Consider the following 23,793-nt stretch of genomic DNA (forward strand, 5'->3'; position numbering starts at 1 on the left):
GATGATTGGCGTAAACTGCGCCCAAGCCTGCGAGGAGTTTCCATGACCGCTATTACCATTACCGACGCCGCCCACGATTACCTGGCCGATCTGCTCTCCAAGCAGAACACCCCGGGCATCGGCATCCGCGTCTTCATCACCCAGCCTGGCACCCAGTACGCCGAAACCTGCATTGCCTACTGCAAGCCGGGCGAAGAAAAACCTGAAGATACCGCGCTGGGGCTGAAAAGCTTCACCGCTTACATCGACTCGTTCAGCGAAGCGTTCCTCGACGATGCCGTCGTCGACTACGCCACCGACCGCATGGGCGGCCAGCTGACCATCAAGGCGCCAAACGCCAAAGTACCGATGGTCAACGCCGACAGCCCGGTCAACGAGCGCATCAACTACTACCTGCAAACCGAAATCAACCCGGGGCTGGCCAGCCACGGCGGTCAGGTCAGCCTGATCGATGTGGTTGAGGACGGCATCGCCGTGCTGCAGTTCGGCGGCGGCTGCCAAGGCTGCGGCCAGGCCGACGTGACCCTGAAGGAAGGCATCGAACGCACCTTGCTTGAGCGTATCCCAGAGCTCAAAGGTGTTCGCGACGTGACCGACCACACGCAGAAAGAAAACGCCTACTACTGAGTAAGGTGTTCACTGCGAACATGAAAAACGGCGCTGTGGCGAGGGAGCTTGTCGGATCGCCGCACCGTCCCGCTTGACTGCGAAGCAGTCACAAATCGGACAATGCATTTACCCGTGATGAATGGGTTGTCTAGTTTGGGGATCGCTCCGCGATCCGGCGGGAGCAAGCTCCCTCGCCACAATTGCTTTCAGGGCCTGTACAGGTGTGCATGCCCCGCACGATACAGCGATGACTCGCTAAATACCTCACTCCCCAACACCCGTCCAACCAGAATCAACGCCGTCCGCCGAAACCCCTTGGTCTCCACCTTCGCGGCAATATCCTCCAGTGTCCCCACCACCCAATCCTGATCCGGCCATGTCGCCCGGTGAATCACTGCAATCGGGCAATCCGCGCCGTAATGCGGCAGCAGTTCGCCAATGATCTTCTGCAGATGATTGACCCCCAGGTGAATCGCCATGGTCGCGCCATGCTGCGCCAGACTGCTCAGTTCCTCACCTGCCGGCATCGCAGTCTTATCGGCGTAACGAGTCAGAATCACGCTCTGCGAAACGTCCGGCAGCGTCAGTTCCGCGCCCAGCAACGCTGCGCAAGCAGCCGTAGCCGTCACGCCGGGAATGATCTCGAACGGAATCTGCAATTCGCGCAGATAACGAATCTGCTCGCCAATCGCGCCATACAGGCTTGGATCACCCGAATGCACCCGCGCCACATCCTGGCCCTTGGCATGGGCAGTTTTGATCAAATCAATGATCTGCTCCAGATGCAATTCGGCGCTGTTGACCACGGTTTCGGCCTGATGCCCCTCCAGCACGGCGGCCGGAACCAGCGAGCCTGCGTAGATGATCACCGGGCAACTGCGGATCAGCCGCTGGCCTTTGACAGTGATCAATTCCGGGTCGCCGGGGCCGGCGCCGATGAAGTAGACGGTCATGAAGAAATCCTGTGAAAAACGGGGCAGGGCAACGCTTCAGATGAAGATTGCTCATGATCAAACAGGGGGATTATCGGGATTTTACGCAGCGCCGGCCAATGCCAGTGTCGCCTGAGCGTATTTCTGCCGGGAAATCAGCAGTTTTGCCGGAGCCTGGATCAACTGCTCGGCGAGGGCCAGCGCGGCACTTTCCGCGACGCCATAGCAACCGGTGCGCTCGTAGGCGATCTGTGAATGATGGCTTAGCCGCTGCTGGTAACTGGCCAATTCGTCGCTGCTGAAATACAACAGCGGCAAGGCCAGTTGCGCGGCCAGCTCCTGCAAACCGGGCTCATCGCGCTTCAAATCGATGCTGGCCAACGCCTTGACCGCTTCGAGTTCGATGCGATGCGCCTGTAATGCCTGATCGAGTAACGCGCGCAGCGTACTGGCCGGGCAGCCGCGCTGGCAGCCCAGGCCGACCACGAAAGTCGGCGCTGCGCGGTCATCGGTCATGCGTGGTATTGACCAGCGCTTTTGCGGCGGAACAACCAGGCGCTGATCAAGCCCAGGGCCAGCCAGAACGCCACGTTGGTCAACTGCGAAGCGATTTTGAACTGGGCTTCCAGTGCTTCCGGGGCGAGCATCGAGTGCACTTCCGGTTGCGGTGCGCCAATCACGTGCGGCACGGCAAGAATCGCCACGCCCAGCAGCTTCATCAACCAGTGACGGCTGAACACGATCAGGGCCAGGCCGACAGCGGTGGAGGCGGCGGTGCCAATCCACCATGTCTGCCGCGAAGCCAGATCGGCCGCAGCGGTGCCCGGCAGTTCAGGCGGCAGGCCCAGAGTCGGCGCGAGGACGAAGGTCGCGTAACCGGCGAGGCCCCAGAGCAGGCCCTGCGAGGTTTTGGTCGGCGCGCGCAGGGTGTATAGACCCGCGAGCATCAGGGCGAAACCGACCGCCACCACCAGATTACCGCCGGTGGTCGAGACCACGCGCTGCCAGCCGTTTTCCGGCTCCCAGGCTTCGGCGTCGTGAGTGTGTGCGGCTGTGCCGGCGGCGTGTTCGTGAACGGCCACCGGTTCGGATTTCTCGAAGGTTTCGGCCTGCAGAATCAGTGGCGAGACCCAGAAGCTTTGCAGCAGGGTCAGCAGCAGGGCGGCCAGCAGACCGGTGAAGCCTGCGGTTTGCGCAATACGCTTGATCATGTCGGCAGGTCTCAGTGGCACGGGAACGCAGCGCTGTGGCGGGTATCGTGAGCGGCGTTGTGCACCGCTTCGATGTGCGAGAAGCCGGCGAAGTACACGAGGCTGGCACCCAGGATCGACGCGAAGATCGCGGCGGTCAGGCGTTGGCTCAACGTGGCGGTGCTGGAGATTTTGTCGGTGTTGCTGCCGGTGCTGCTGATGATCGACATGGCGCTTCCCTCTGGAGTGTCAGCGGGTTGATAGAGCGCATGAAAACCCCTGCGAGTCGGGCACGCAGAGGTTCGAACAGCGCCCGCCCACCGCGGGTTTGTTATGTTCAGCGACGCAAAATGCGCACTGTGTGTTGCGGGCCGGTCTCCGGGCTCACGAGGGGTTGGCGTCAGGCCGACCTGCAAGCATCACCTTCCCATGCCGTACGGCACAGTGGATTCGACGCTTCGCTCGCTTACCGTTGCGGGGGCAGCACCGGACTGACATGGCTTTGAGTAAAGCACATGATTCACCGGTTTCCCGTTTCACCCTGTGAAGGGCACCCGTAACAAGTTGTGTAGGAGAGCATGGGTTGGGGAATGTAGTCAATTTTGTGGGTGGATCCGTTGCTGCGGTAACGGCCTCCTAAGGTTCCGCCCTTACGGCGGGTCACTTTTGGCAAACGCCCCAAAAGTAACCAAAAGGTCTATGCCCTGACGTTCGGCCCTCGCCCAGGCTCGGGTTCCTTCGCTCCGGGATTCATCCGGGGGGCAGCGCCTACGGTTTGCTTCGCTGCACCTCCTCTCGCTGTGTTTGGCTGCGCCAAACGGTCGCTACGCTCCCACCCCCGGATAAATCCCTCCACTCAGCCTGCCGACGGGCCCTCAGATCAAAAGCTTTACTCGAGCTAACGCTCATTGTGTTGAGTGGGGCGGCTTCGCCGCATGGGGCTGCACGCAATCTGAACTGTAGGAGCCAGCCTGACAGCCGACCAATTTCTTGCGGATGCACCCGGCTCAACTGTGGGAGCGGGCTTGCTCGCGAAGGCGGCCTGCCAGCCGACCAATCTCCAACTGAATACACCCAATCCCATGTAGGAACTGCCGAAGGCTGTGATCTTTTGATCTGCTTTGGCTTTGGCTTTGGCTTTGGCTTTGGCTTTGGCTTTGGCTTTGGCTTTGGCTTTGGCTTTGGCTTTGGCTTTGGCTTTGGCTTTGGCTTTGGCTCTGGCTTTTGATGTGGCTTTTGATCTTCAGCCCCTTCGGCAGGCCGAGCGTAGGCGTCCATCAGGGGGTAGGCGCGCAGCGCCATGCGGCGAAGCCGCATACATCGAGAGGAGGTGCAGCGAAGCAAACCGGAGGCGATGCCCCCGGATGGACACCGTAGCGAGGGAACACTGAGCCTAAGCGAAGTGCCGTACGCCGGGGCAAAGCCTTTTGGGTTACCTTTTCGGCGTTTGGAAAAGGTGACTCGCTGTAAGAGCGAAACCGCCAGAGGCAACACCCGAAGAAACGGATATGCCCCCAATCCAAAAAAACCAAACCCCTTAACCCGAAGTCTGGCAAAAGTGACCCGCCGCAACGGCGAAACCGTAATCAGCAACCCCCGCAGCAACGGATATGCCCCCAATCCAAACATTGACCCATCCTCAAGCCATGCGTAGCCTTGCGCTTTCGAGGTTCTTCGGCCCACGCCGAAGCTAAGAAGGGAACGCGGTCAAAGCCGCGGCTGCCCCCGCAACTGTGAACGGTGAAGTTCGTTGCCACGCCACTGCCAGCTCAATCCACAGAGCCCGCGGGAAGGCGCAGCGAATGCCGGGCCCAAGGCCTGAACACCGTCAGCCAGGAGACCTGCCTCGTGACAGATTTCTCACTACAACCGGGCGGGGTGATCCGGTGGCGAATTCTTCCGCGCGCACGTTCGCAGCGGATCTCGTCCCGTATGCCCGCCACCTTGCCAAAGGGCATCCGATGAAAACACTGGCCAAACTCCCCGTCACCATCGTCACCGGTTTTCTCGGCTCGGGCAAAACTACCTTGCTGCGACACATGCTCGACAACGCTCAGGGCCGTCGCATCGCGGTGATCGTCAACGAGTTCGGCGAACTGGGCATCGACGGTGAAATCCTCAAGCAATGCAGCATCGGCTGCACCGAAGAAGAAGCCACCGGCCGCGTCTATGAACTGGCCAACGGCTGCCTGTGCTGCACGGTGCAGGAAGAGTTCTTCCCAGTGATGCGCGAACTGGTCGCCCGTCGCGGCGATCTCGACCACATTCTGATCGAAACGTCCGGTCTGGCCCTGCCAAAACCACTGGTGCAGGCCTTCCAGTGGCCGGAAATCCGCAGTGCCTGCACCGTGGATGCGGTGATCACCGTGGTCGACAGCCCGGCCGTGGCCGCTGGCACGTTTGCCGCGTTCCCGGATCAGGTCGATGCCCAGCGCAAACTCGATCCGAACCTCGATCACGAATCGCCACTTCATGAGTTGTTCGCCGACCAACTGGCCAGCGCCGACCTGGTGATCCTCAACAAGGCCGACCAGACCAGCCCGGAAGACCTCGCTCGTGTACGCCTCGAAGTCGCCGAAGAACTGCCACCAGCAGTAAAAATCATCGAAGCCAGCAACGGTCGCCTGCCGCTGGATGTGCTGATCGGCCTCGGCGCCGGCTCTGAAGAACACATCGACAGCCGCCACAGTCATCACGACCACCACCACGACGGTGATGACGATCACGATGACCACGATCACGACGCCTTCGATTCGATCTCGATCGAACTGCCGCAAGCCGACGAAAGCCTGCTGCTCGACGCGCTGACGCAACTGGTGGTCAAGCACGGCATCCTGCGTGTGAAGGGCTTCGCGGCGATTCCGAACAAGCCGATGCGCCTGTTGATTCAGGGCGTGGGCACGCGTTTCGACAAGCACTTCGACCGGCAGTGGGGCGCTGACGAAGCGCGCGTCACCCGTCTGGTGCTGATCGGTCAGGAACTCGACGCTGCGCAACTCGAAGCGCAACTGCGCGCCGCGCTCAGCGTTTAAGCCATGCACCTGCTCAGGACCCAGCCCGGCGGTTTCGTGTCGGATGACAACATTGCCGACCTTGGACAAACCCCCGCCGAGCTGGTGATCCTGTGCAGCGGCGATTCCAGTCTGGCGCTGCTCGCCGAAGCGGCGCAGCAACTGCCTGAGGATTACCCGAGCCTGCGCCTGGCCAATCCGATGCAGGTGCAGAATCACGCCTCGGTCGATCTGTATGTCGATGAGGTGTTGCGTCACGCCAAGGTCATTCTGATTTCGCTGCACGGCGGCATCGCCTATTGGCGTTACGGTGTCGAGCGTCTGGTGGAGTTGTCCGAGCGCGGCGTGCAGGTGATTCTGGTGCCCGGTGATGATCGTCCCGACCCGGAACTCAGCGACCTGAGCACCGTGCCCGCCGAAGATCGCGACCGCCTCTGGCAGTTCCTGCGCCAGGGCGGCATGGGCAATGCGCTGGATTTCTTTCGTTGTCTGGCCAACCGCTGGCTGGCGCGGGATTACGCCTGGGGCGAGCCGCAAGCGCTGCCGCGTACGGCGATTTACCACCCACAGAACAACACCGCCGCACTGAGCGACTGGCGAGCCGATTGGCAGCCGGATCGCCCGGTGACGGCGGTGTTGTTTTATCGCTCGCATTTGCAAGCGGCTAACACCGCGTTCATCGATCTGTTCTGCCAGCGCTTGCAGGCGGCGGGGCTTAATCCGTTGCCGATCGCCGTCGCCAGCCTGAAAGAGCCCGGCTGCCTGTCGGTGGTCGAGGACTGGCTGGATGAGGTCGAGGCGGCGGTGATTCTCAACACCACCGGCTTCGCGCAATCCAGCCCGGAAGCCCCGCATCTGCGGCCGTTCCGGCGCAATATTCCGGTGATTCAGGCGATCTGCGCTCAGGACAACGAACCGGGCTGGCGCGACAGCGAGCAGGGCCTCGGGCCACGGGATCTGGCGATGCACATCGCCTTGCCGGAACTTGATGGACGCATCATCAGCCGGCCGATCAGCTTCAAGGATCTGGCCTGGCGCAGTGAGCGCAGCCAGTCCGACGTGGTCTGCTACCGGGCGCAACCCGAACGTATGGATTTCGTCGCCGAACTGGCCCGGCGCTGGAGCGATCTGGCGCGGCTGCCGAACGCGGAAAAACGCATCGCGCTGATCCTCGCCAACTACCCGACCCGCGATGGTCGGATCGGCAATGGAGTCGGTCTGGACACGCCGGCGGCGGCATTGAATATCCTGCGCGCGTTGCAGGCGGAAGGCTTCCCGTTGACGGCGGAGTTGCCGGATAGCGGCACCGAACTGATCCAGCAATTGCTCGGCGGCGTCAGCAACGATCTCGACAGCATCGACCTGCGTCCGTGCCAGCAAAGCCTGGCGATGGACGCCTATCTGGCGATGTTCAACGTGCTGCCGGAAGCCAATCGCGCGGCAGTGCTGGAACGCTGGGGCGCGCCGCAAAACGACCCGATGTGTCGCGACGGACGGATGATGATCGCCGGTCTGCGTTTTGGCCTGACCTTCGTCGGCATTCAACCGGCGCGCGGTTATCAGGTCGATCCGAGCGCGGTGTATCACGACCCGGATCTGGTGCCACCGCACGGCTATCTGGCGTTCTATTTCTGGCTGCGCAACACCTACGGTGCCCACGCGGTGATTCACGTCGGCAAGCACGGCAACCTCGAATGGCTGCCGGGCAAGGGCGTGGGGCTTTCGGAGAACTGCTGGCCGGACGCGCTGCTCGGGCCGCTGCCGAATATCTATCCGTTTATCGTCAACGATCCGGGCGAGGGCGCCCAGGCCAAACGGCGTACGCAAGCGGTGATCATCGACCACCTGATGCCGCCGCTGACCCGCGCCGAAACCTACGGCCCGTTGCGCAATCTGGAGCTGCTGGCCGACGAATATTACGAGGCGCAACTGCTCGATCCGCGTCGCGCCCGCGAGCTGCAGCGCGACATTCTGCAACTGGTGCGCGAAACGCAGATCGACCGCGAACTGCAACTCGACGCCGGTCTGGACAGCGACGCCGATGCAGCGATCTGGCTGCCGCGTCTGGACACTTATTTGTGTGACCTGAAGGAGTCGCAGATTCGCGATGGCCTGCACATTTTCGGTGAGTCGCCGACCGGACGTTTGCGCATCGATACGTTGCTGGCCTTGCTGCGCATTCCGCGTGGCGACGGCAAGGGCGCGCAGTCGAGTTTGCTGCGGGCGTTGGCCAAGGCGTTTGAATTGGGCTTTGATCCGCTGGATTGTGCGCTCGCTGATCCCTGGAACGGCCCGCGTCCAATAGAGCTGCAAAACGTCAGCGACGAAGTCTGGCGCAGCGCCGGCGATACCCGCGAACGCCTCGAGCTGTTCGCCACCCAACTGATCTCCGAAACAGTGCACGCCCCTTGTAGGAGTGAGCCTGCTCGCGATAGCGGTGTGTCATTCAACACTGAATTGCCTGACCTGACGCCATCGCGAGCAGGCTCACTCCTACAGGAACCGAGGGGGGCTGAAGTGAGCGCGATCATTGAAAATCTGCGCGAAGTCGTCGCCCCACGCCTCGACGCCTGCGGTCCCGCAGAAATGCGCGGCCTGCTCGACGCCCTCGGCGGTCGCTTCGTCCCCGCCGGCCCAAGCGGCGCACCCAGCCGTGGTCGTCTCGACGTGTTGCCCACTGGCCGCAACTTCTACTCGGTGGACGTGCGCAACCTGCCGACCACCACCGCGTGGCGCATCGGTTTCCAGTCCGCCACGTTGATTCTTGAGCGCCACTTGCAGGATCACGGTGATCACCTGCGTCAGCTCGGTCTGTCGGTGTGGGGCACCGCGACCATGCGCACTGGCGGTGATGACATCGCTCAGGCCATGGCGCTAATGGGCGTGCGTCCGGTGTGGGCCACCGGCAGTCAGCGCGTCGATGACTTCGAGATTCTGCCGCTGAGCCTGCTCGACCGGCCACGGGTCGATGTCACACTGCGGGTCTCGGGCTTCTTCCGCGATGCCTTTGCCAACCTGATTCGCCTGTTCGACGCGGCCGTGCAAGCGGTGGCGGCGCTGGACGAACCGGATGACCTCAATCCGCTGGCGGCGAAAGTGCGCGCCGAGCGTGAAGCGCTGCTGCAATCCGGGCTGGATGCCGATGCGGCGCGGCGCCAGGCCGGCTGGCGGATCTTCGGCGCCAAGCCCGGGGCTTACGGCGCCGGTGTGCAAGGCGCGATCGACGGGCGCCTGTGGCAGACCCGCGAGGATCTGGCCGAGGTCTACCTGAACTGGGGCGCCTACGCTTACGGCGGTTCTGACGAAGGCACCGCCGCCCGCGAGCAGTTCGTCCAGCGCCTGAGCCAGCTGCAGGCGGTGTTGCAGAACCAGGACAATCGCGAGCATGACCTGCTCGACTCCAACGACTATTACCAGTTTCAGGGCGGCATGCTCGCGGCGGTGGAAACCCTGCGCGGGGAAGCAGCGGCCAGTTATCACGGCGATCACAGCCAGCCGGATCTGCCGAAAATCCGCACCCTGAAAGAAGAACTGAACCGGGTGATCCGCTCGCGGGCGGCCAATCCAAAATGGATCGACGGGGTCAAACGCCACGGTTATAAAGGCGCGTTCGAGTTGGCGGCGACGGTCGATAACCTGTTCGCCTTCGATGCCACCACGCAGCTGATTGACGATCATCAGTACGCGTTGCTGGCCGACGCTTATTTGCTCGATCCGGCGACCCGGGATTTTGTTCGCGAACACAATCCGCATGCGCTGCGCGACATGACCGAGCGCATGCTGGAAGCGCAGCAGCGCGGGATGTGGCAGGAACCGGGCGCGTATAAAGACGCGTTGGAAAACCTGCTGCTGGATATAGAAGAAGACACCTGACACACCACGATACCTTGTGGGAGTGAGCCTGCTCGCGATAGCGGTGTATCAGCAAACCTATTTGTCGCTGACCCACCGCTATCGCGAGCAGGCTCACTCCTACATTGAAATGCATTCACTCCGACCATGACCGAGTATTGAAGATGACCGACACCCCGCATTTCCCGCTCTCCGCCGTGGTCGGTGCCGATGACCTGAAACTCGCGCTGTACCTCACCGCCATCGACCCGAAAATCGGTGGCGTGCTGATCGAAGGCCCGCGCGGCATGGCCAAATCGACCCTGGCCCGTGGCCTCGCCGATCTGCTGGCGAGCGGGCAGTTCGTCACCTTGCCGCTGGGTGCCACCGAAGAACGTCTGGTCGGCACCCTCGATCTCGACGCGGCGCTGAGCGCAGGCCGTGCGCAGTTTTCTCCCGGTGTATTGGCCAAGGCTGACGGCGGTGTGCTGTACGTCGATGAAGTGAACCTGCTGCCCGATCATCTGGTGGATCTGCTGCTTGATGTGGCGGCCAGCGGCACCAACCTGATCGAACGTGACGGCATCTCCCATCGGCATTCGGCGCGATTTGTATTGATTGGCACGATGAACCCGGAAGAGGGCGAATTGCGGCCTCAGCTGCTTGACCGTTTCGGCCTGAACGTCGCCCTCAGCGGCCACACCGCGCCGACCGAACGCGGGCAGATTATCCGCCGCCGACTGGATTTCGACAGCGATCCACAGGCGTTCTGCGCGCAGTGGGAAGCACAGCAGCAAGCGCTGCGCGAACGCTGCGAACAGGCGCGCATCGCCTTGGCGAGCATTCCGCTGGACGACGATGCGTTGGCGAGCATCACTGAGCGTTGCTTTGCGGCCGGCGTCGATGGCTTGCGTGCCGATCTGGTCTGGCTGCGCGCCGCCCGTGCTCACGCGGCGTGGCGCGGCGCTGCAGCGATTGCCGAGCAGGACATCGACGCCGTGGCGGAATTCGCCCTGCGGCATCGCCGTCGCGAATCCTCTTTTTCCAGCCCTCAGCCACCCGCGCAGAACTCAGCCAATACCCAAGCCGAACCAAGCGAGGGCCAGGGGCAGTGGGGCGATATGCCCGCCCCGGCACTGGCCACGGGTGCCCGCCGCGAAGTGCCGAGCTGGCCAAAAAAGTAACCGGCATTCGTCCCCGATCCGACGCGGGGGCGAATGCCAGACCCCGCGCCGGACGCCTCGATCACGGACGCCAGGGCAAGCGCCACGCAGCGCGCAGCGGCCTGGTGAACTGGCCGGGGACGCTGCTCAACGGCCGCCCGCAAACCCGTGAGGACTTGCAGTTCCAGTTGCGCACTCGTTCTCCCCATGAGTTGTGGCTGGTGATCGTCGATGCGTCGGCTTCGACGCGTCGGCATAAGGCTTTAAGTGATGCCAAAGGCCTGCTCGCACAATTGTTCGATGACGCTTATCGGCAACGGGCACGACTGGCACTGTTGACCGCCAGCGGTACCACGCCGAAGTGGCAGGTTCAGGGTTTGAAGGCGTCGAGGGGCTTGCGCACCTGGCTGGAGGCGTTGGGCGCGGGGGGCGGCACGCCATTGGTGGCGGCGTTGGCGCAGGCGCAGCAGTGGCTGGTGCAGCGGCAAAAGCGTTTTCCGGCCGAGCAGCAGCGCTTGCTGGTGGTCACGGATGGGCGTTTGAAAGCCTTGCCGTCGATGCCGGCGCTGGAGTGTCCGGGATTGTTGATCGACATTGAGCGCGGGCCCATCCGATTGGCACGGGCGCGGGAATTAGCGGCGGCGCTGAATGCGGATTATCGGCACATTGATGATCTGTGATGCCTGAGCGGGCCTCTTCGCGAGCAGGCTCGCTCCCACAAGGAATGTGAACGCTGCTTGACCTGTGGGAGCGGGCTTGCTCGCGAAGAGGTCACCTCGGTTCAAACGGATATCATCCAAACTTGCAGCGCTGCTCTATGCTCCACCCCAGCCCAATCACAAGGAGTGAATCATGCGGGTACTGGTCGCCAATCCTCAGGACGATTTTCGCGTCAAAGCCTACGCCGGCACCAACGGCGTGTTGCTCGCCATGGACCTCGCCGAGCCCCGACGCAAAGGCCTGCTCGGCTTCGCCATCGAGAAGCAGCAGGGTGACAGGCCGTGGTTGTTCCTGTTCAACAGCCTGACGTTTCCCGGCAAGGCACACACCTTTCCCCAATATCACGCGACGCCCAGTGATAAGGCGCCGTTGCAGAAATTCCGCTGGGCCGATTACGCGGTCAATCCGGGGACCACGATGCACTATCGCGTGCATCTGGCCTACGGCACGGCGGATGCACCGCAACTGGGCGAATCACTGGAGCTGAGCATCACCAGTGACGATGGTCATCCGGCCAATCAAAGCGTGATCTTCAACCGCGCCGTGGCCGCCAGTCAGGCCTTCCAGCGCAAGTTTCCCGACCTCGACGCGCAGATCAGCGCCAACAAGAACCTGCCCATCGAAGCCTGGCCCGATGCGGCACGACTGTGGCTGGAGAACGGCCTGCTGGAGCGTTTGCTCGGGTACATCGAGCGCGCTGTCGACGCCGATTGGGCGCTCGATATCGCGATCTACGAGTATCAGTTGCAGGCGATTGTCGATGCGGTGAACGCGGCGTTCGCCCGCGGGGTTCTAGTGCGTGTGCTGTACCACGCTCGACCTGATGATTCCGATACCGTCCTGAACGAAGCGAACCTGGCGAAGTTGCCGGCGGCAAACAAGCGCGCTCGCGTCACTCACGAGATCTTCCACGATAAATTCATTGTCCTCAGCCGTGTCGATGGCAGCGGGCAGCGCCAACCGCAGGCGGTGCTGTGCGGCAGTACCAATTTCACTGCCAATGGCGTGTATCGCCAGGCCAACGTGGTGCATACGCTCGACGACGTGACGATTGCCACGCGTTATTTGCAAACCTTCGAAGAAGTCTGGGCCAACCCCACCGATGTCGGCGCGACGCGTACCTGGATTACTCAACATAACCCGATGGACCCAACGCAGCCGCTGTTTGCCGGGTTTTCGCCACGCAGCGGTGGTGGCGATTTGCGTGAGTTCGTCGAGATCATCGAGGCGGCCAAAAAGGACGTGTTGTTCGTCACGGCTTTTGCCCTGCCGGACATGATTCTCAACGCGCTGCTCGGCAAACCGCATGACGACATCCTGCGTTACGGTCTGCAAAACACCGCGAGCAGCATCACCGGGTTTCATGCCGACCGCACCGCCGAATTCGCCGCCACGGCATTACTCAATACCGGGCTGGAAGGCTGGCTCAAGGAAAGCATGAAAGGCCAGAAGGGCAACCTGCTGGTGCACACCAAAGCCGTAGTCACCGACTTCACCACCGATGCGCCGACGATCATCAGCGGCAGTCACAACCTCAGTACATCAGCCAGTAACGGCAATGACGAGAACTTCCTGATCATTCGTGGCGACACCGATCTGGCTGATCGCTATGGCCTGGAGTTGCTGCGGTTTTATGAGCATTACCGCTTTCGTTATTTCGCGAAAAAGCTGGAACTGAAGCAGGTGAGTCCGCTGGCGGTGGATGACAGCTGGACCAACGATTATTACGTTGAAGGGGATTTGCGGCAGTTGTCGCGGTTGCGTTTTGCCGGACGATGATGTGGCGTTTGATGACCCCTTCGCGAGCAAGCCCGCTCCCACATTGGCCCCTCTTTGAACTCAGAACTTGCGTCCGACGAATAACCCCTGTGGGAGCGGGCTTGCTCGCGAAAGGGCCAACAGGAAAAACACATTTCTTGTGCTCTTACAGATTTTGAAATGATTTGCCACTGTAGAAAATGTGCCCTGAGCCTGTACGCTCCAAGGCCATTTTTCATTCAGGATTTGCATGAACACCCTCTCGGAGCCTCCCAGTCGTACTTTCTCCTCGCGCCATGGCGCGGTCTTGACGCACTCGCAGCATCCGGTTTTCCGACTCCCGACTATCGTTGACAACGCGGCATCAGAGCCTTCGCGTTGCACTTTGCCGTGCCCGGCAGCCTGAATTCACTGAAGAGAGATCAAGACATTTTATGGAATGGTTAGCGGATCCCACGGCCTGGTTAGGCTTGTTGACTTTGATCGTGCTGGAACTGGTGCTGGGTATCGACAACCTGGTGTTTATCGCAATCCTGGCGGACAAACTGCCGCCGCATCAGCGCGATCGCGCGCGGATCATCGGCCTGTCGCTGGCGCTGATCATGCGTCTGGGCCTGTTGGCGAGTATTTCCTGGCTGGTCACCCTCACGCAGCCGTTGTTCGAGGTATTCGACAAGAGCTTCTCCGGCCGTGACCTGATCATGCTGTTCGGTGGTGTGTTCCTGCTGTTCAAGGCGACGATGGAGCTGCACGAACGACTCGAAGGCCACGTCGGCCAGCGCTCGAGCAACGCCGCTTACGCGCTGTTCTGGCCGATCGTGGCGCAGATCGTGGTGCTCGACGCGGTGTTCTCGCTGGACGCGGTAATCACCGCCGTCGGCATGGTGGATGAACTGGCGGTGATGATGATCGCGGTGATCATTTCCATCGGTCTGATGATCGTCGCCAGCAAGCCGTTGACCCGCTTCGTCAACGCGCACCCGACGGTGATCATGCTGTGTCTGGGCTTCCTGATGATGATCGGTTTTGCCCTGACGGCCGAAGGCCTGGGCTTCCACATCCCGAAAGGCTATCTGTACGCGGCGATTGGTTTCTCGATCCTGATCGAGGTGTTCAACCAGATTGCCCGAGCCCGGCGCAAACGTTCGATGCAAGGCCTGCGCCCCATACGTGAGCGTACGGCCCATGCGGTGATGCGTCTGCTGGGCGGGCGCAAGCTGGAAGTGGAGGAGGTCGGCGAGGAAATCTCCGACCTGCTGGATGACGGCGAAGCACCGAGTGCGGAGCTGTTCGACCGCCGCGAGCGGGTGATGATCAGTGGCGTGCTGCAACTGGCCGAGCGTCCGATTCGGAACTTGATGACCGTGCGCGCCGACGTCGACACCATCGATCTGGCCGACGACGCCGAGACGATTCGCACGAAATTGATGCATTCGTCGTATTCACGTCTGCCGCTGATTCGCAACGGCGCGGTGGATGAGCCCTTGGGCTTCGTGCACAAAAAGGAACTGCTCAAGGAGTACCTGGCCGGTGCCGAGCCGAACCTGGAGCACTTGGCGCGCAAGACCATCAACCTGCTCGACAGCTATTCGATCCTCAATGCGCTGGAGCAGATGCGTGCGGCGTCGACCCACATCGCCTTCGTGGTCAACGAGTTCGGTGACTTCGTTGGCGTGTTGACCATGACCGATATCCTCGAATCGATTGCCGGCGAATTGCCCGATGCCAGCGAAATCGAAGGTCCGGATGTGATCGAAGAGCAGGGCGGGTTCATCGTCAACGGTGCGTTGAACCTGACTCGTGTTCGCCAGCGCACCGGGTTCGGCGCCGAACCGACCGAGGACTATCAGACCTTGGCCGGACTGGTGATGAGCCTGCTGGATCGCTTGCCGATGAAGGGCGACCGGCTGCAGTACGAAGGCTGGCAAATGACCGTCAAAGCCGTTGAGGAACGACGGGTGACGCGGGTGTTGCTGGTGCGCGATTCTGCGTAAGGCAGCAGCCTTGCGCTGACGGTGCCGACCCCTTCGCGGGCAAGCCCGCTCCCACAGTGCACGCGTCGTACACGAAATGTGTGAACAACGTTGACCCCCTGTGGGAGCGGGCTTGCCCGCGAAAGCGATGCGTCAGACACCGCAACGATTACGGGAAATGCACTGCCTCAAATCACCCGCCGATGCGCACGCGTGATTGTGCAGAGCCTGCTCAATGTGCGGCGCAACCACGGCAGGTCATGCCGTGGTTTCTGCTGCACCAGCGGTGCCCTGGTCCTGCCAATATGCCGGGCAAAATCCGCCGCCAGTATTTCCTCCGTGCCAATCCCTTTGAGCTTCTTCAGCAACCTGCCGTTCTTGTAGAACAGCACGGTCGGCGTGCCGGTGACCAGTGGATGGCGCGGCGCCTAGCTGGTATTGAGCATGTAAATGTTCGCCCGGAGCCGATACGGCTCGGCCACCTCACGAAACACCGGCCCGGCCCATTCGCAGGCAGGACAGTGTTCATTGGCGAAGTACAGGATCACCGGACGCCAGGTTTTCAGGGCTTTGCGGTAGACAGGCGACAAAGCGGAGAGGGGTACATTCAGGCTCACGATTAGCTCCTTTTCTCGCTTCATCGACGACGCGATCAAGAGATTGAAAAAGCGAGTCATCATTGGCGATGACCCTCTCATCAACTTGAAACGTTGTGTCAGCTCAATTTGGAAAGCGTTACATCACCGAAATACGAGCCAGGCTTGCCGTTTTCTCCATCGTTGGCTTCCAGTTTGACTACGAACTTGATAGTCGCGTTATTGGCCTTGAACTTCTTGGAAAGAACTTCCCAGCTTTGCCCGCCCCCGACATCAAGGGAAACTGGCTCACCCGTCGGGTGAGCCTGCACCGTGATACGACCCGCTGCCCCCGGGTTGGTCTTCATCCGCGCGGATAACATGAATGTCCCACCATCACCGTTTGGCGTGGGCACCTCCTGACTGATAAATGCAGGAGAAGCAATAACGCAATCGCCGTTTTCATAATGAACTTTGTCCGCCTCGGACGCGCTCCAATGAGCACCTTGCTGGGAAAAGTCACCGTTTTTAATCAAATTGGCCATTTCACTCATCCTTGTTCGGTTATTGATGTTTCTGCTGAGCAGAGACTTCAGTAGGCCTCCGGGATCCGTTGGAAACAACTGTCAACTCTGACAGGTAGAGGTTGAAATCCGACAAACGGCAATACGAAAAAAGAGACCTTGCGAAAGCTCTCCGTGCATCGAATACGCACATCGCTGCACTTGAATGTGACGTTACTACTCACACGATCGCTGAATTGTCCAAAAGCGGCGCCTCTGCGTGCCAGATGTCTCGTTAGCTAACCAGCTGAATAACTTGAAGTTCCACATACGGGCGATTTCGTCCCCGAGCTGTGGCACACTTTCTGCTGTCTATTCCGTAGTAACAAACCGTGTTCCGGTATAGCGGAATAAACATCATCCTGGAGTGATTGCCATGCATCGCCGTCCCTCGTTGTTCAAAGCGTGTGTTTTTGTTCTTGCGGCTTCGTCCGCTGTCATGGGCATGGCCCAGGCAGCCGACAGCAAGCTCGACAGTGTTCTGGCCCGTGGCAAGTTGATTGTCGGCACCGGCAGCACCAATGCGCCGTGGCACTTTCAAGGTGCGGACGGCAAGTTGCAGGGCTTTGATATCGACATTGCCAAGATGGTGGCCAAGGGCTTGTTCAATGATCCGAACAAGGTCGAGTTTGTGGTGCAGTCGTCCGATGCGCGAATTCCCAATCTGCTGACCGACAAGGTCGACATGAGCTGCCAGTTCATCACCGTTACCGCGAGCCGCGCGCAGCAAGTGGCATTCACCCTGCCGTACTACCGCGAAGGTGTCGGTCTGCTGCTGCCGGCCAACAGCAAATACAAGGAAATCGAAGATCTGCAGGCTGCCGGTGATAGCGTTACCGTGGCTGTGCTGCAAAACGTCTATGCCGAAGAACTGGTGCATCAGGCACTGCCCAAGGCCAAGGTTGATCAGTACGACAGCGTCGACCTGATGTATCAGGCGGTGAACTCCGGTCGCGCCGATGCGGCAGCCACCGACCAGTCTTCGGTCAAATACCTGATGGTGCAGAACCCGGGCCGCTACCGCAGCCCGACCTACGCGTGGAGCCCGCAGACCTACGCTTGCGCCGTCAAACGTGGCGATCAGGACTGGCTGAATTTCGTTAACACCGTGCTGCATGAAGCCATGACCGGCGTCGAGTTCCCGACTTACGCAGCATCCTTCAAGCAGTGGTTCGGAGTGGATCTGCCGTCCCCGGCCATCGGTTTCCCAGTCGAATTCAAATGACCCTGTGAGAGCGGGGCGCCTCAATCGCCCCGCTCAAGGTACTGCTGACCATGAACTATCAGTTGAACTTTGCCGCCGTGTGGCGCGATTTCGACACCTTGCTGGCGGGGCTCGGTCTGGGCCTTGAACTGGCGCTGGTGTCGATCGCCATTGGCTGCGTGATCGGCCTGCTGATGGCGTTTGCCTTGCTGTCGAAGCATCGCGCCCTGCGGGTGCTGGCCTCGGTGTACGTCACGGTGGTGCGTAACACGCCGATTCTGGTGTTGATTCTGTTGATCTATTTTGCGTTGCCGAGCCTGGGGATCCGTCTGGACAAGATCCCGTCGTTCATCATCACCCTGTCGCTGTATGCGGGTGCCTATCTGACCGAAGTGTTCCGTGGCGGTTTGCTGAGCATTCCCAAAGGCCAGCGCGAAGCGGGGCTGGCGATCGGTCTCGGTGAGTGGCAGGTCAAGGCCTACGTCACTGTGCCGGTCATGCTGCGCAACGTGTTGCCGGCGCTGTCGAACAACTTCATCTCGCTGTTCAAGGACACCTCGCTGGCCGCCGCGATTGCGGTGCCGGAGCTGACCTATTACGCGCGCAAGATCAACGTCGAGAGCTACCGGGTGATCGAAACCTGGCTGGTGACCACGGCGTTGTATGTCGCGGCCTGTTACCTCATTGCCATGCTGCTGCGCTACCTCGAGCAGCGTCTGGCGATTCGCCGATAGGAGGCTGCGATGTACGAATCTCCCAGTTGGTTGCATGAATTATGGGTGGCACGCGAGACGTTGCTGCAAGGGTTCCTGACCAGTGTGCAGGTGTCGGCGCTGGCGATTCTGTTCGGCACGCTGCTCGGGGTTGTCACCGGTCTGGTGCTGACCTACGGCAAGTTCTGGATGCGCGCGCCGTTCCGCTTTTACGTCGACCTGATTCGCGGCACGCCGGTGTTTGTGCTGGTGCTGGCCTGCTTCTATATGGCGCCAGCGCTGGGCTGGCAGATCAGCGCGTTTCAGGCGGGTGCGCTGGGCCTGACGCTGTTTTGCGGTTCGCACGTTGCCGAGATTGTGCGCGGCGCCTTGCAGGCCTTGCCACGCGGGCAGATGGAAGCGAGCAAGGCGATCGGCCTGACGTTTTATCAATCCCTCGGTTACGTGCTGTTGCCCCAGGCGTTGCGGCAGATCCTGCCGACCTGGGTCAACTCGTCCACCGAAATCGTCAAGGCCTCGACCCTGCTCTCGGTGATCGGCGTCGCCGAATTGTTGCTCAGCACCCAACAGATCATCGCCAGGACCTTCATGACTCTGGAGTTCTACCTGTTCGCCGGTTTTCTGTTCTTCGTCATCAACTACGGCATCGAATTACTCGGCCGGCACATTGAAAAGCGGGTGGCCTTGCCATGACTCAAGCTCAAGCTTCCAAGGTTCAGAACGGTCAGCCGCTGCTGGACATCCGTGGCCTGCACAAGCAGTACGGTGCAGTCGAAGTGCTCAAGGGCGTCGACCTGAGCATGCAGCGCGGCAACGTCGTAACGCTGATCGGCTCCAGCGGTTCGGGCAAGACCACGTTGCTGCGCTGCGTGAACATGCTCGAAGAGTTTCAGGGCGGGCAGATCCTGCTCGACGGCGAGTCCATCGGCTATGACGAGGTCGGTGGCAAACGCGTGCGTCACGCGGAAAAAGTCATCGCCCGCCATCGCGCGATGACCGGCATGGCCTTCCAGCAATTCAACCTGTTCCCGCACCTGACGGCCCTGCAGAACGTCACCCTCGGTCTGCTCAAGGTTAAGAAGATGCACAAGGACCAAGCCGTGGTCCTCGCCGAAAAATGGTTGGAGCGGGTCGGCCTGCTCGAACGGCGCAATCACTTTCCCGGACAGTTGTCCGGCGGTCAGCAACAGCGCGTGGCGATTGCCCGGGCGATTGCGATGAACCCCAGCCTGATGCTGTTCGACGAAGTCACCTCGGCCCTCGATCCGGAGCTGGTCGGTGAAGTGTTGAACGTGATCAAGGGCCTGGCTGAAGACGGCATGACCATGTTGCTGGTGACCCACGAGATGCGTTTCGCCTTCGAGGTCTCGGACAAGATCGTTTTCATGAATCAGGGGCGGATCGAAGAGCAGGGGCCTCCCAAGGAACTGTTCGAACGCCCGCAATCGCCGCGTCTGGCCGAGTTTCTCAAGAGCACGCGGTTCTAATTTTTTTTGTTTTGTCATCAGGAGAAGTACCCATGAGCATTACTCGATACGGCACCGGCAGCACCGCCGCTGGCGGTCAGCCACGTCCCTTCGCGCGCGCCGTTGAGGCGGATGGCTGGCTGCACGTGTCCGGCCAGGTGCCGGCGGTGGATGGCGAGATCATCGTTGGCGGCATCGTCGAGCAGACCCACCAGACCATGAAGAACCTGATCGCGATTCTCGAAGAGGCCGGTTATGGCCTGGAAGATGTGGTGCGTGCCGGCGTATGGCTGGACGATCCGCGGGATTTCAGCAGTTTCAACAAGGTCTTCGGCGAGTACTTCAAACCGGAACACGCCCCGGCGCGGGCCTGTGTGCAGGCTAGCATGATGGTCGATTGCAAGGTCGAGATCGATTGCATCGCCTACAAGAAAAAAGCCTGAACCGAGGTGCCCCTATCGCGAGCAGGCTCACTCCTACAGAAGGATGCGCTTCCACTGTAGGAGTGAGCCTGCTCGCGATGGCGATCTAACCGTCGACGCTGCACTCTCGGTACACTCCCGGCACTTTCATTGGGAACTGAAGACATGACCGAAGACACCATCAAACGCCGGGCCCGTGGTCTGGACCGGGCGTTCGATATCCTCGATTTCCTCAAGGAGATCGGCCAGCCGCTGCGTCCGAACGACATCGCCAACGGTATCGGCAGCCCGAAATCCACGGTCTACGAACTGGTGGCGTCACTGCTGGAGCGACGGATTCTGGAGCCGGTGGGCAAGGACGGTCACGTCTATCTGGGGCGCCAGTTGTACTTCCTCGGGCAGGCGCATTTGCGCCATTTCGACCTCAGCCGCGAGGCCGATCACGCCTTGCAGGAGATCGTCAGCCAGACCCGGGAAACCGCGCAGATGTGTCTGCTCAACGGGCGCAAATACACCGTGGCACTGATGAAGGAAGGCGAGCGGCATTTCCGCATTTCTTCCGATATTGGTGAAAATGCACCGATCCCGTGGACGGCTTCAGGACGCCTGCTTCTGGCGCATCTGAGCGACCAGCAGATCATCGACCTGATCGACGAAGACGATTACATCCTGCCCGACGGCGAACGCCTGCCGCTGGAGCGCTTTCTGGCGGAGATCCGCCAGGCTGGCATCGACGGCTTCTTCTCCTTCGACAGCGTTGCCGACACCTTTACCCATTGCTTTGCCGCTCCGGTCAAAGACCCCAGCGGCGTGGCCATCTGTACCCTGTGCATCGTCGCTCCACGGGCCGATGCGAAGAACAATTACGACGACTATCGCCGGGTGCTGATCGAGAGCGCGAACAGCCTCGCCCGGCGCATCAACGAATAACCGCGGCTGCCTGCGGCCGCGACTGAATGCGAGGAGTTTGACCATGACGACTGCCATCAATACCGCTGTGGAAAAGGGCGACGCTGCGATTGGCGCGCACCTTGTGCGTGACGTCAGCCTGCCGGCGCTGGTGCTGCACCGCGAGGCGCTGGAGCACAACATTCGCTGGATGCAGAAGTTCGTCAGCGACAGCGGTGCCGAGCTTGCGCCCCACGGCAAGACCAGCATGACCCCGGCGCTGTTCCAGCGTCAGCTCGACGCCGGCGCGTGGGGCATCACCCTCGCCAGCGCCACCCAGACCCGCGCCGCTTATGCCCACGGTGTACGCCGGGTGCTGATGGCCAACCAACTGGTCGGCACGCCGAACATGGCACTGATTGCCGATCTGCTGGCCGATGCGGATTTCGATTTCTACTGCATGGTCGATCACCCGGACAACGTCGCCGATCTCGGCGCCTACTTCGCCTCGCGTGGAGTGAAGTTGAACGTGATGATCGAATACGGCGTGGTCGGCGGCCGCTGCGGTTGCCGCAGCGAGCAGGAAGTCATCGCGCTGGCTCAGGCGATCAACGCGCAACCGGCGCTGGCCCTGACCGGTATCGAAGGTTACGAAGGGGTGATCCACGGCGATCACGCGGTCAGCGGCATTCGCGAATTCGCCGCCTCGCTGGTGCGTCTGGCGGTCCAGTTGCAGGACAGCGGCGCGTTTGCCATCGCCAAGCCGATCATCACCGCCTCGGGTTCGGCGTGGTACGACCTGATTGCCGAGTCGTTCGAAACGCAGAACGCCGGCGGGCGCTTCCTGAGTGTGCTGCGTCCGGGCAGTTATGTCGCGCATGACCATGGCATCTATAAGGACGCGCAATGCTGCGTGCTGGATCGTCGCAGCGATCTGCACGAAGGCCTGCGTCCGGCGCTGGAGGTCTGGGCGCATGTGCAGTCGATGCCGGAGCCGGGTTTTGCGGTGATCGCCCTCGGCAAGCGCGACGTGGCGTTCGATGCCGGGCTGCCGGTGCCGTTGCTGCGTTACAAGGCCGGTGTGTTGCCGGCGGTGGGCGACGATGTCGGCGCGTGCAAGGTGACGGCGGTGATGGACCAGCATGCGTTCATGAGCGTGGCGCCGGGGGTTGAGTTGCGGGTGGGCGACATCATTTCCTTCGGCACCTCGCACCCGTGTCTGACGTTCGACAAGTGGCGGGTGGGGTTGCTGGTGGATGAGCAGTTGGCGGTGGTCGAGAGCATGGAGACTTGTTTTTAAGGCTTGAGACCGAGTCGGGCCATTCGCGAGCAGGCTCGCTCCTACAGGGGAACGCATTCCAATTGTAGGAGTGAGCCTGCTCGCGATGAGGGCCGCCCAAACACCGATGATTATCCAGAGACACCTCCCGATGACCAGCCTCAGCCCCCTGGGCCCGAATACCCCGCGCATCGCCCTGATCGGCGAGTGCATGATCGAACTCCAGCACCGTGCCGACGGCAGCCTGCAGCAAAGCTTCGGCGGCGATACCTTGAACACGGCGGTGTACCTGTCCCGCGCGCTCGGCGATAAAGCTCAGGTCGACTACGTCACCGCGCTCGGCGAGGACAGCTTCAGCGATGCCATGTGCCAGAGCTGGACCGATGAAGGCATTGGTCTGGATCTCGTGCAGCGTCTGCCCGGTCGGCTGCCGGGCCTGTACTGCATCCAGACCGACGCCAATGGTGAACGGCGTTTCCTCTACTGGCGCAATGAAGCGGCGGTGCGCGATTGCTTCACCACTCCAGCGGCCGAGCCGATTCTGGCGGCGTTGGCGGACTACGACGTGTTGTATTTCAGTGGTATCACCCTCGCGGTGTTAGGCGCGAAGGGCCGCGAACGCTTGATCCAGACCCTGATCGAAGCCCGGCAGCGTGATGCGCGGATCGTTTTCGACAACAACTATCGACCGCGTTTGTGGGCCTCACAGGAAGAGGCGCGGGCGGCCTATCGCAGCGTGTTGCCGCATGTCGATCTGGCGTTGCTGACCGTCGATGACGAACAGGCGCTGTTCCATTTTGCCGATTGCGACGCGGTGTTCGAGGCGTACGCGCAGATCGGCACGCCGGAAGTGGTGCTCAAGCGTGGTGCCGAGGCGTGCCTGATTCGTTGTGAGGGCGAGGCGTTCGAAGTGCCGGCGCAGAAGGTCGCCAAAGTTGTGGATACCACGGCGGCAGGGGATTCGTTCAGTGCGGCGTATCTGGCGAGGCGGTTGCTGGGGGGCAGTCCGGTCGAGGCGGCGGAGGCGGGGCATTGGCTGGCGAGTCGGGTGATTCAGGTGCCGGGGGCGTTGATTCCGAAAGAATGAGTGTTCTTGTGGCGAGGGAGCTTGCTCCCGCTCGACTGCGCAGCAGGCGCAAGCCTTATTGGGGCGGCTCCGCCACCCAGCGGGAGCAAGCTCCCTCGCCACAAACGCCCGAAAGCAAAGCCTTCAGTCGCGGAAAAACACCTGCACCAGGTGATAGCCGAACTTGCTCTTGATCGGCCCATGCACCGTGCGCAGCGGCTTTTTGAAGATCACCGCATCAATCGCGCCAACCATCTGCCCTGGCCGCACTTCACCCAGATCACCGCCACGTTTGCCGGACGGGCAGGTCGAATATTTCTTCGCCAACACATCGAACGCTTCGCCCTTGGCAATGCGTTGTTTGAGCTGTTCGGCCTCTTCGGCGGTTTTCACCAGAATGTGGCGGGCTTGGGCTTTCATCGTGCGATAC

General features: G+C 61.2%; 21 protein-coding genes, 1 pseudogene and 2 riboswitches. Of the genes and pseudogenes, 15 read left to right on the top strand and 7 right to left on the bottom strand.

Annotated elements, in window-relative coordinates; all coding sequences use genetic code 11:
• Positions 1 to 42 precede the first annotated feature (42 nt).
• Entirely contained in the window at positions 43 to 627 is a 585-nt protein-coding gene (gene nfuA / locus LCH64_RS00835) for a Fe-S biogenesis protein NfuA (RefSeq protein WP_003225494.1), read from the top strand.
• 188 nt (positions 628 to 815) lie between these two features.
• Here the strand turns inward: nfuA and cobM are convergent, their stop codons facing one another.
• The 4 genes from cobM to LCH64_RS00855 all read right to left on the bottom strand — a co-directional run bounded on the left by cobM (position 816) and on the right by LCH64_RS00855 (position 2,961).
• Positions 816 to 1,562, bottom strand: coding sequence for a precorrin-4 C(11)-methyltransferase (gene cobM, locus LCH64_RS00840; RefSeq protein ID WP_226499196.1), 747 nt, complete (start codon positions 1,560 to 1,562; stop codon positions 816 to 818).
• Between the two features lie 81 nt (positions 1,563 to 1,643).
• On the bottom strand, positions 1,644 to 2,057 hold the full coding sequence (locus tag LCH64_RS00845) for a cobalamin biosynthesis protein (protein ID WP_003225490.1): 414 nt from the start codon (positions 2,055 to 2,057) through the stop codon (positions 1,644 to 1,646).
• A complete protein-coding gene (locus tag LCH64_RS00850; protein WP_003225489.1) occupies positions 2,054 to 2,752 on the bottom strand; it encodes a CbtA family protein in 699 nt (232 codons plus the stop codon). Before LCH64_RS00850 ends, LCH64_RS00845 begins: the two co-directional genes overlap by 4 nt.
• Positions 2,753 to 2,763: 11 nt before the next feature.
• Positions 2,764 to 2,961 carry a CbtB domain-containing protein gene (locus LCH64_RS00855; RefSeq protein ID WP_003225486.1) on the bottom strand — a complete coding sequence of 66 codons (198 nt, stop codon included), beginning with the start codon at positions 2,959 to 2,961 and terminating at the stop codon, positions 2,764 to 2,766.
• A gap of 121 nt (positions 2,962 to 3,082) precedes the next feature.
• Positions 3,083 to 3,304: riboswitch (cobalamin riboswitch) on the bottom strand.
• Between the two features lie 1,077 nt (positions 3,305 to 4,381).
• Positions 4,382 to 4,595: riboswitch (cobalamin riboswitch) on the top strand.
• Positions 4,596 to 4,692: 97 nt separating this feature from the next.
• Between LCH64_RS00855 and cobW the strand changes: the two genes are divergently transcribed.
• The 6 genes from cobW to LCH64_RS00885 all read left to right on the top strand — a co-directional run bounded on the left by cobW (position 4,693) and on the right by LCH64_RS00885 (position 15,208).
• The gene (gene cobW, locus LCH64_RS00860) at positions 4,693 to 5,763 is read left to right on the top strand and encodes a cobalamin biosynthesis protein CobW (RefSeq protein WP_275948722.1); all 1,071 of its coding nucleotides are present in this window, start codon (positions 4,693 to 4,695) and stop codon (positions 5,761 to 5,763) included.
• Between the two features lie 3 nt (positions 5,764 to 5,766).
• Positions 5,767 to 9,615, top strand: a complete 3,849-nt coding sequence (gene cobN, locus LCH64_RS00865) for a cobaltochelatase subunit CobN (protein WP_226499197.1) — start codon at positions 5,767 to 5,769, stop codon at positions 9,613 to 9,615.
• A gap of 143 nt (positions 9,616 to 9,758) precedes the next feature.
• Entirely contained in the window at positions 9,759 to 10,757 is a 999-nt protein-coding gene (locus tag LCH64_RS00870; RefSeq protein ID WP_226499198.1) for an AAA family ATPase, read from the top strand.
• Complete coding sequence (locus tag LCH64_RS00875) at positions 10,742 to 11,416, top strand: VWA domain-containing protein (protein WP_226499455.1); 675 nt, start codon at positions 10,742 to 10,744, stop codon at positions 11,414 to 11,416. Before LCH64_RS00870 ends, LCH64_RS00875 begins: the two co-directional genes overlap by 16 nt.
• Before the next feature lie 172 nt (positions 11,417 to 11,588).
• The gene (locus tag LCH64_RS00880) at positions 11,589 to 13,235 is read left to right on the top strand and encodes a phospholipase D-like domain-containing protein (RefSeq protein WP_226499199.1); all 1,647 of its coding nucleotides are present in this window, start codon (positions 11,589 to 11,591) and stop codon (positions 13,233 to 13,235) included.
• A 413-nt stretch (positions 13,236 to 13,648) separates the two neighbouring features.
• Complete coding sequence (locus tag LCH64_RS00885; protein ID WP_102355354.1) at positions 13,649 to 15,208, top strand: TerC family protein; 1,560 nt, start codon at positions 13,649 to 13,651, stop codon at positions 15,206 to 15,208.
• A 167-nt stretch (positions 15,209 to 15,375) separates the two neighbouring features.
• Here the strand turns inward: LCH64_RS00885 and LCH64_RS00890 are convergent.
• Both LCH64_RS00890 and LCH64_RS00895 read right to left on the bottom strand, forming a co-directional pair.
• Positions 15,376 to 15,828: pseudogene (locus LCH64_RS00890) on the bottom strand (thioredoxin family protein).
• Positions 15,829 to 15,902: 74 nt separating this feature from the next.
• Positions 15,903 to 16,307, bottom strand: coding sequence for a hypothetical protein (locus LCH64_RS00895; RefSeq protein WP_102355356.1), 405 nt, complete (start codon positions 16,305 to 16,307; stop codon positions 15,903 to 15,905).
• 394 nt (positions 16,308 to 16,701) lie between these two features.
• Between LCH64_RS00895 and LCH64_RS00900 the strand changes: the two genes are divergently transcribed.
• The 8 genes from LCH64_RS00900 (at position 16,702) to LCH64_RS00935 (ending at position 23,384) form a co-directional block, all read left to right on the top strand.
• Entirely contained in the window at positions 16,702 to 17,550 is an 849-nt protein-coding gene (locus LCH64_RS00900) for a transporter substrate-binding domain-containing protein (RefSeq protein ID WP_226499200.1), read from the top strand.
• Between the two features lie 50 nt (positions 17,551 to 17,600).
• Positions 17,601 to 18,263, top strand: a complete 663-nt coding sequence (locus LCH64_RS00905) for an amino acid ABC transporter permease (protein ID WP_003225455.1) — start codon at positions 17,601 to 17,603, stop codon at positions 18,261 to 18,263.
• Positions 18,264 to 18,272: 9 nt separating this feature from the next.
• Positions 18,273 to 18,935: an amino acid ABC transporter permease gene (locus tag LCH64_RS00910; protein ID WP_083368959.1), complete on the top strand. Its 663-nt coding sequence runs from the start codon at positions 18,273 to 18,275 to the stop codon at positions 18,933 to 18,935.
• Complete coding sequence (locus tag LCH64_RS00915) at positions 18,932 to 19,729, top strand: amino acid ABC transporter ATP-binding protein (RefSeq protein ID WP_226499201.1); 798 nt, start codon at positions 18,932 to 18,934, stop codon at positions 19,727 to 19,729. The genes LCH64_RS00910 and LCH64_RS00915 overlap by 4 nt, the downstream gene beginning before the upstream one ends.
• Positions 19,730 to 19,761: 32 nt before the next feature.
• Positions 19,762 to 20,151 carry a RidA family protein gene (locus tag LCH64_RS00920; RefSeq protein ID WP_007912330.1) on the top strand — a complete coding sequence of 130 codons (390 nt, stop codon included), beginning with the start codon at positions 19,762 to 19,764 and terminating at the stop codon, positions 20,149 to 20,151.
• A 144-nt stretch (positions 20,152 to 20,295) separates the two neighbouring features.
• On the top strand, positions 20,296 to 21,060 hold the full coding sequence (locus LCH64_RS00925; protein WP_027612656.1) for an IclR family transcriptional regulator: 765 nt from the start codon (positions 20,296 to 20,298) through the stop codon (positions 21,058 to 21,060).
• A 43-nt stretch (positions 21,061 to 21,103) separates the two neighbouring features.
• Entirely contained in the window at positions 21,104 to 22,318 is a 1,215-nt protein-coding gene (locus LCH64_RS00930; protein ID WP_103485144.1) for an amino acid deaminase, read from the top strand.
• A gap of 130 nt (positions 22,319 to 22,448) precedes the next feature.
• Complete coding sequence (locus tag LCH64_RS00935; RefSeq protein ID WP_226499202.1) at positions 22,449 to 23,384, top strand: sugar kinase; 936 nt, start codon at positions 22,449 to 22,451, stop codon at positions 23,382 to 23,384.
• A gap of 123 nt (positions 23,385 to 23,507) precedes the next feature.
• Here LCH64_RS00935 and LCH64_RS00940 read toward each other — a convergent pair whose 3' ends face one another.
• On the bottom strand, positions 23,508 to 23,783 hold the full coding sequence (locus tag LCH64_RS00940; RefSeq protein ID WP_003225447.1) for a peptidylprolyl isomerase: 276 nt from the start codon (positions 23,781 to 23,783) through the stop codon (positions 23,508 to 23,510).
• Between the last annotated feature and the right edge of the window lie 10 nt (positions 23,784 to 23,793).

The organism is Pseudomonas sp. MWU16-30322, assembly GCF_020515535.1.
Classification (GTDB): Bacteria; Pseudomonadota; Gammaproteobacteria; order Pseudomonadales; family Pseudomonadaceae; genus Aquipseudomonas; species Aquipseudomonas fluorescens_H.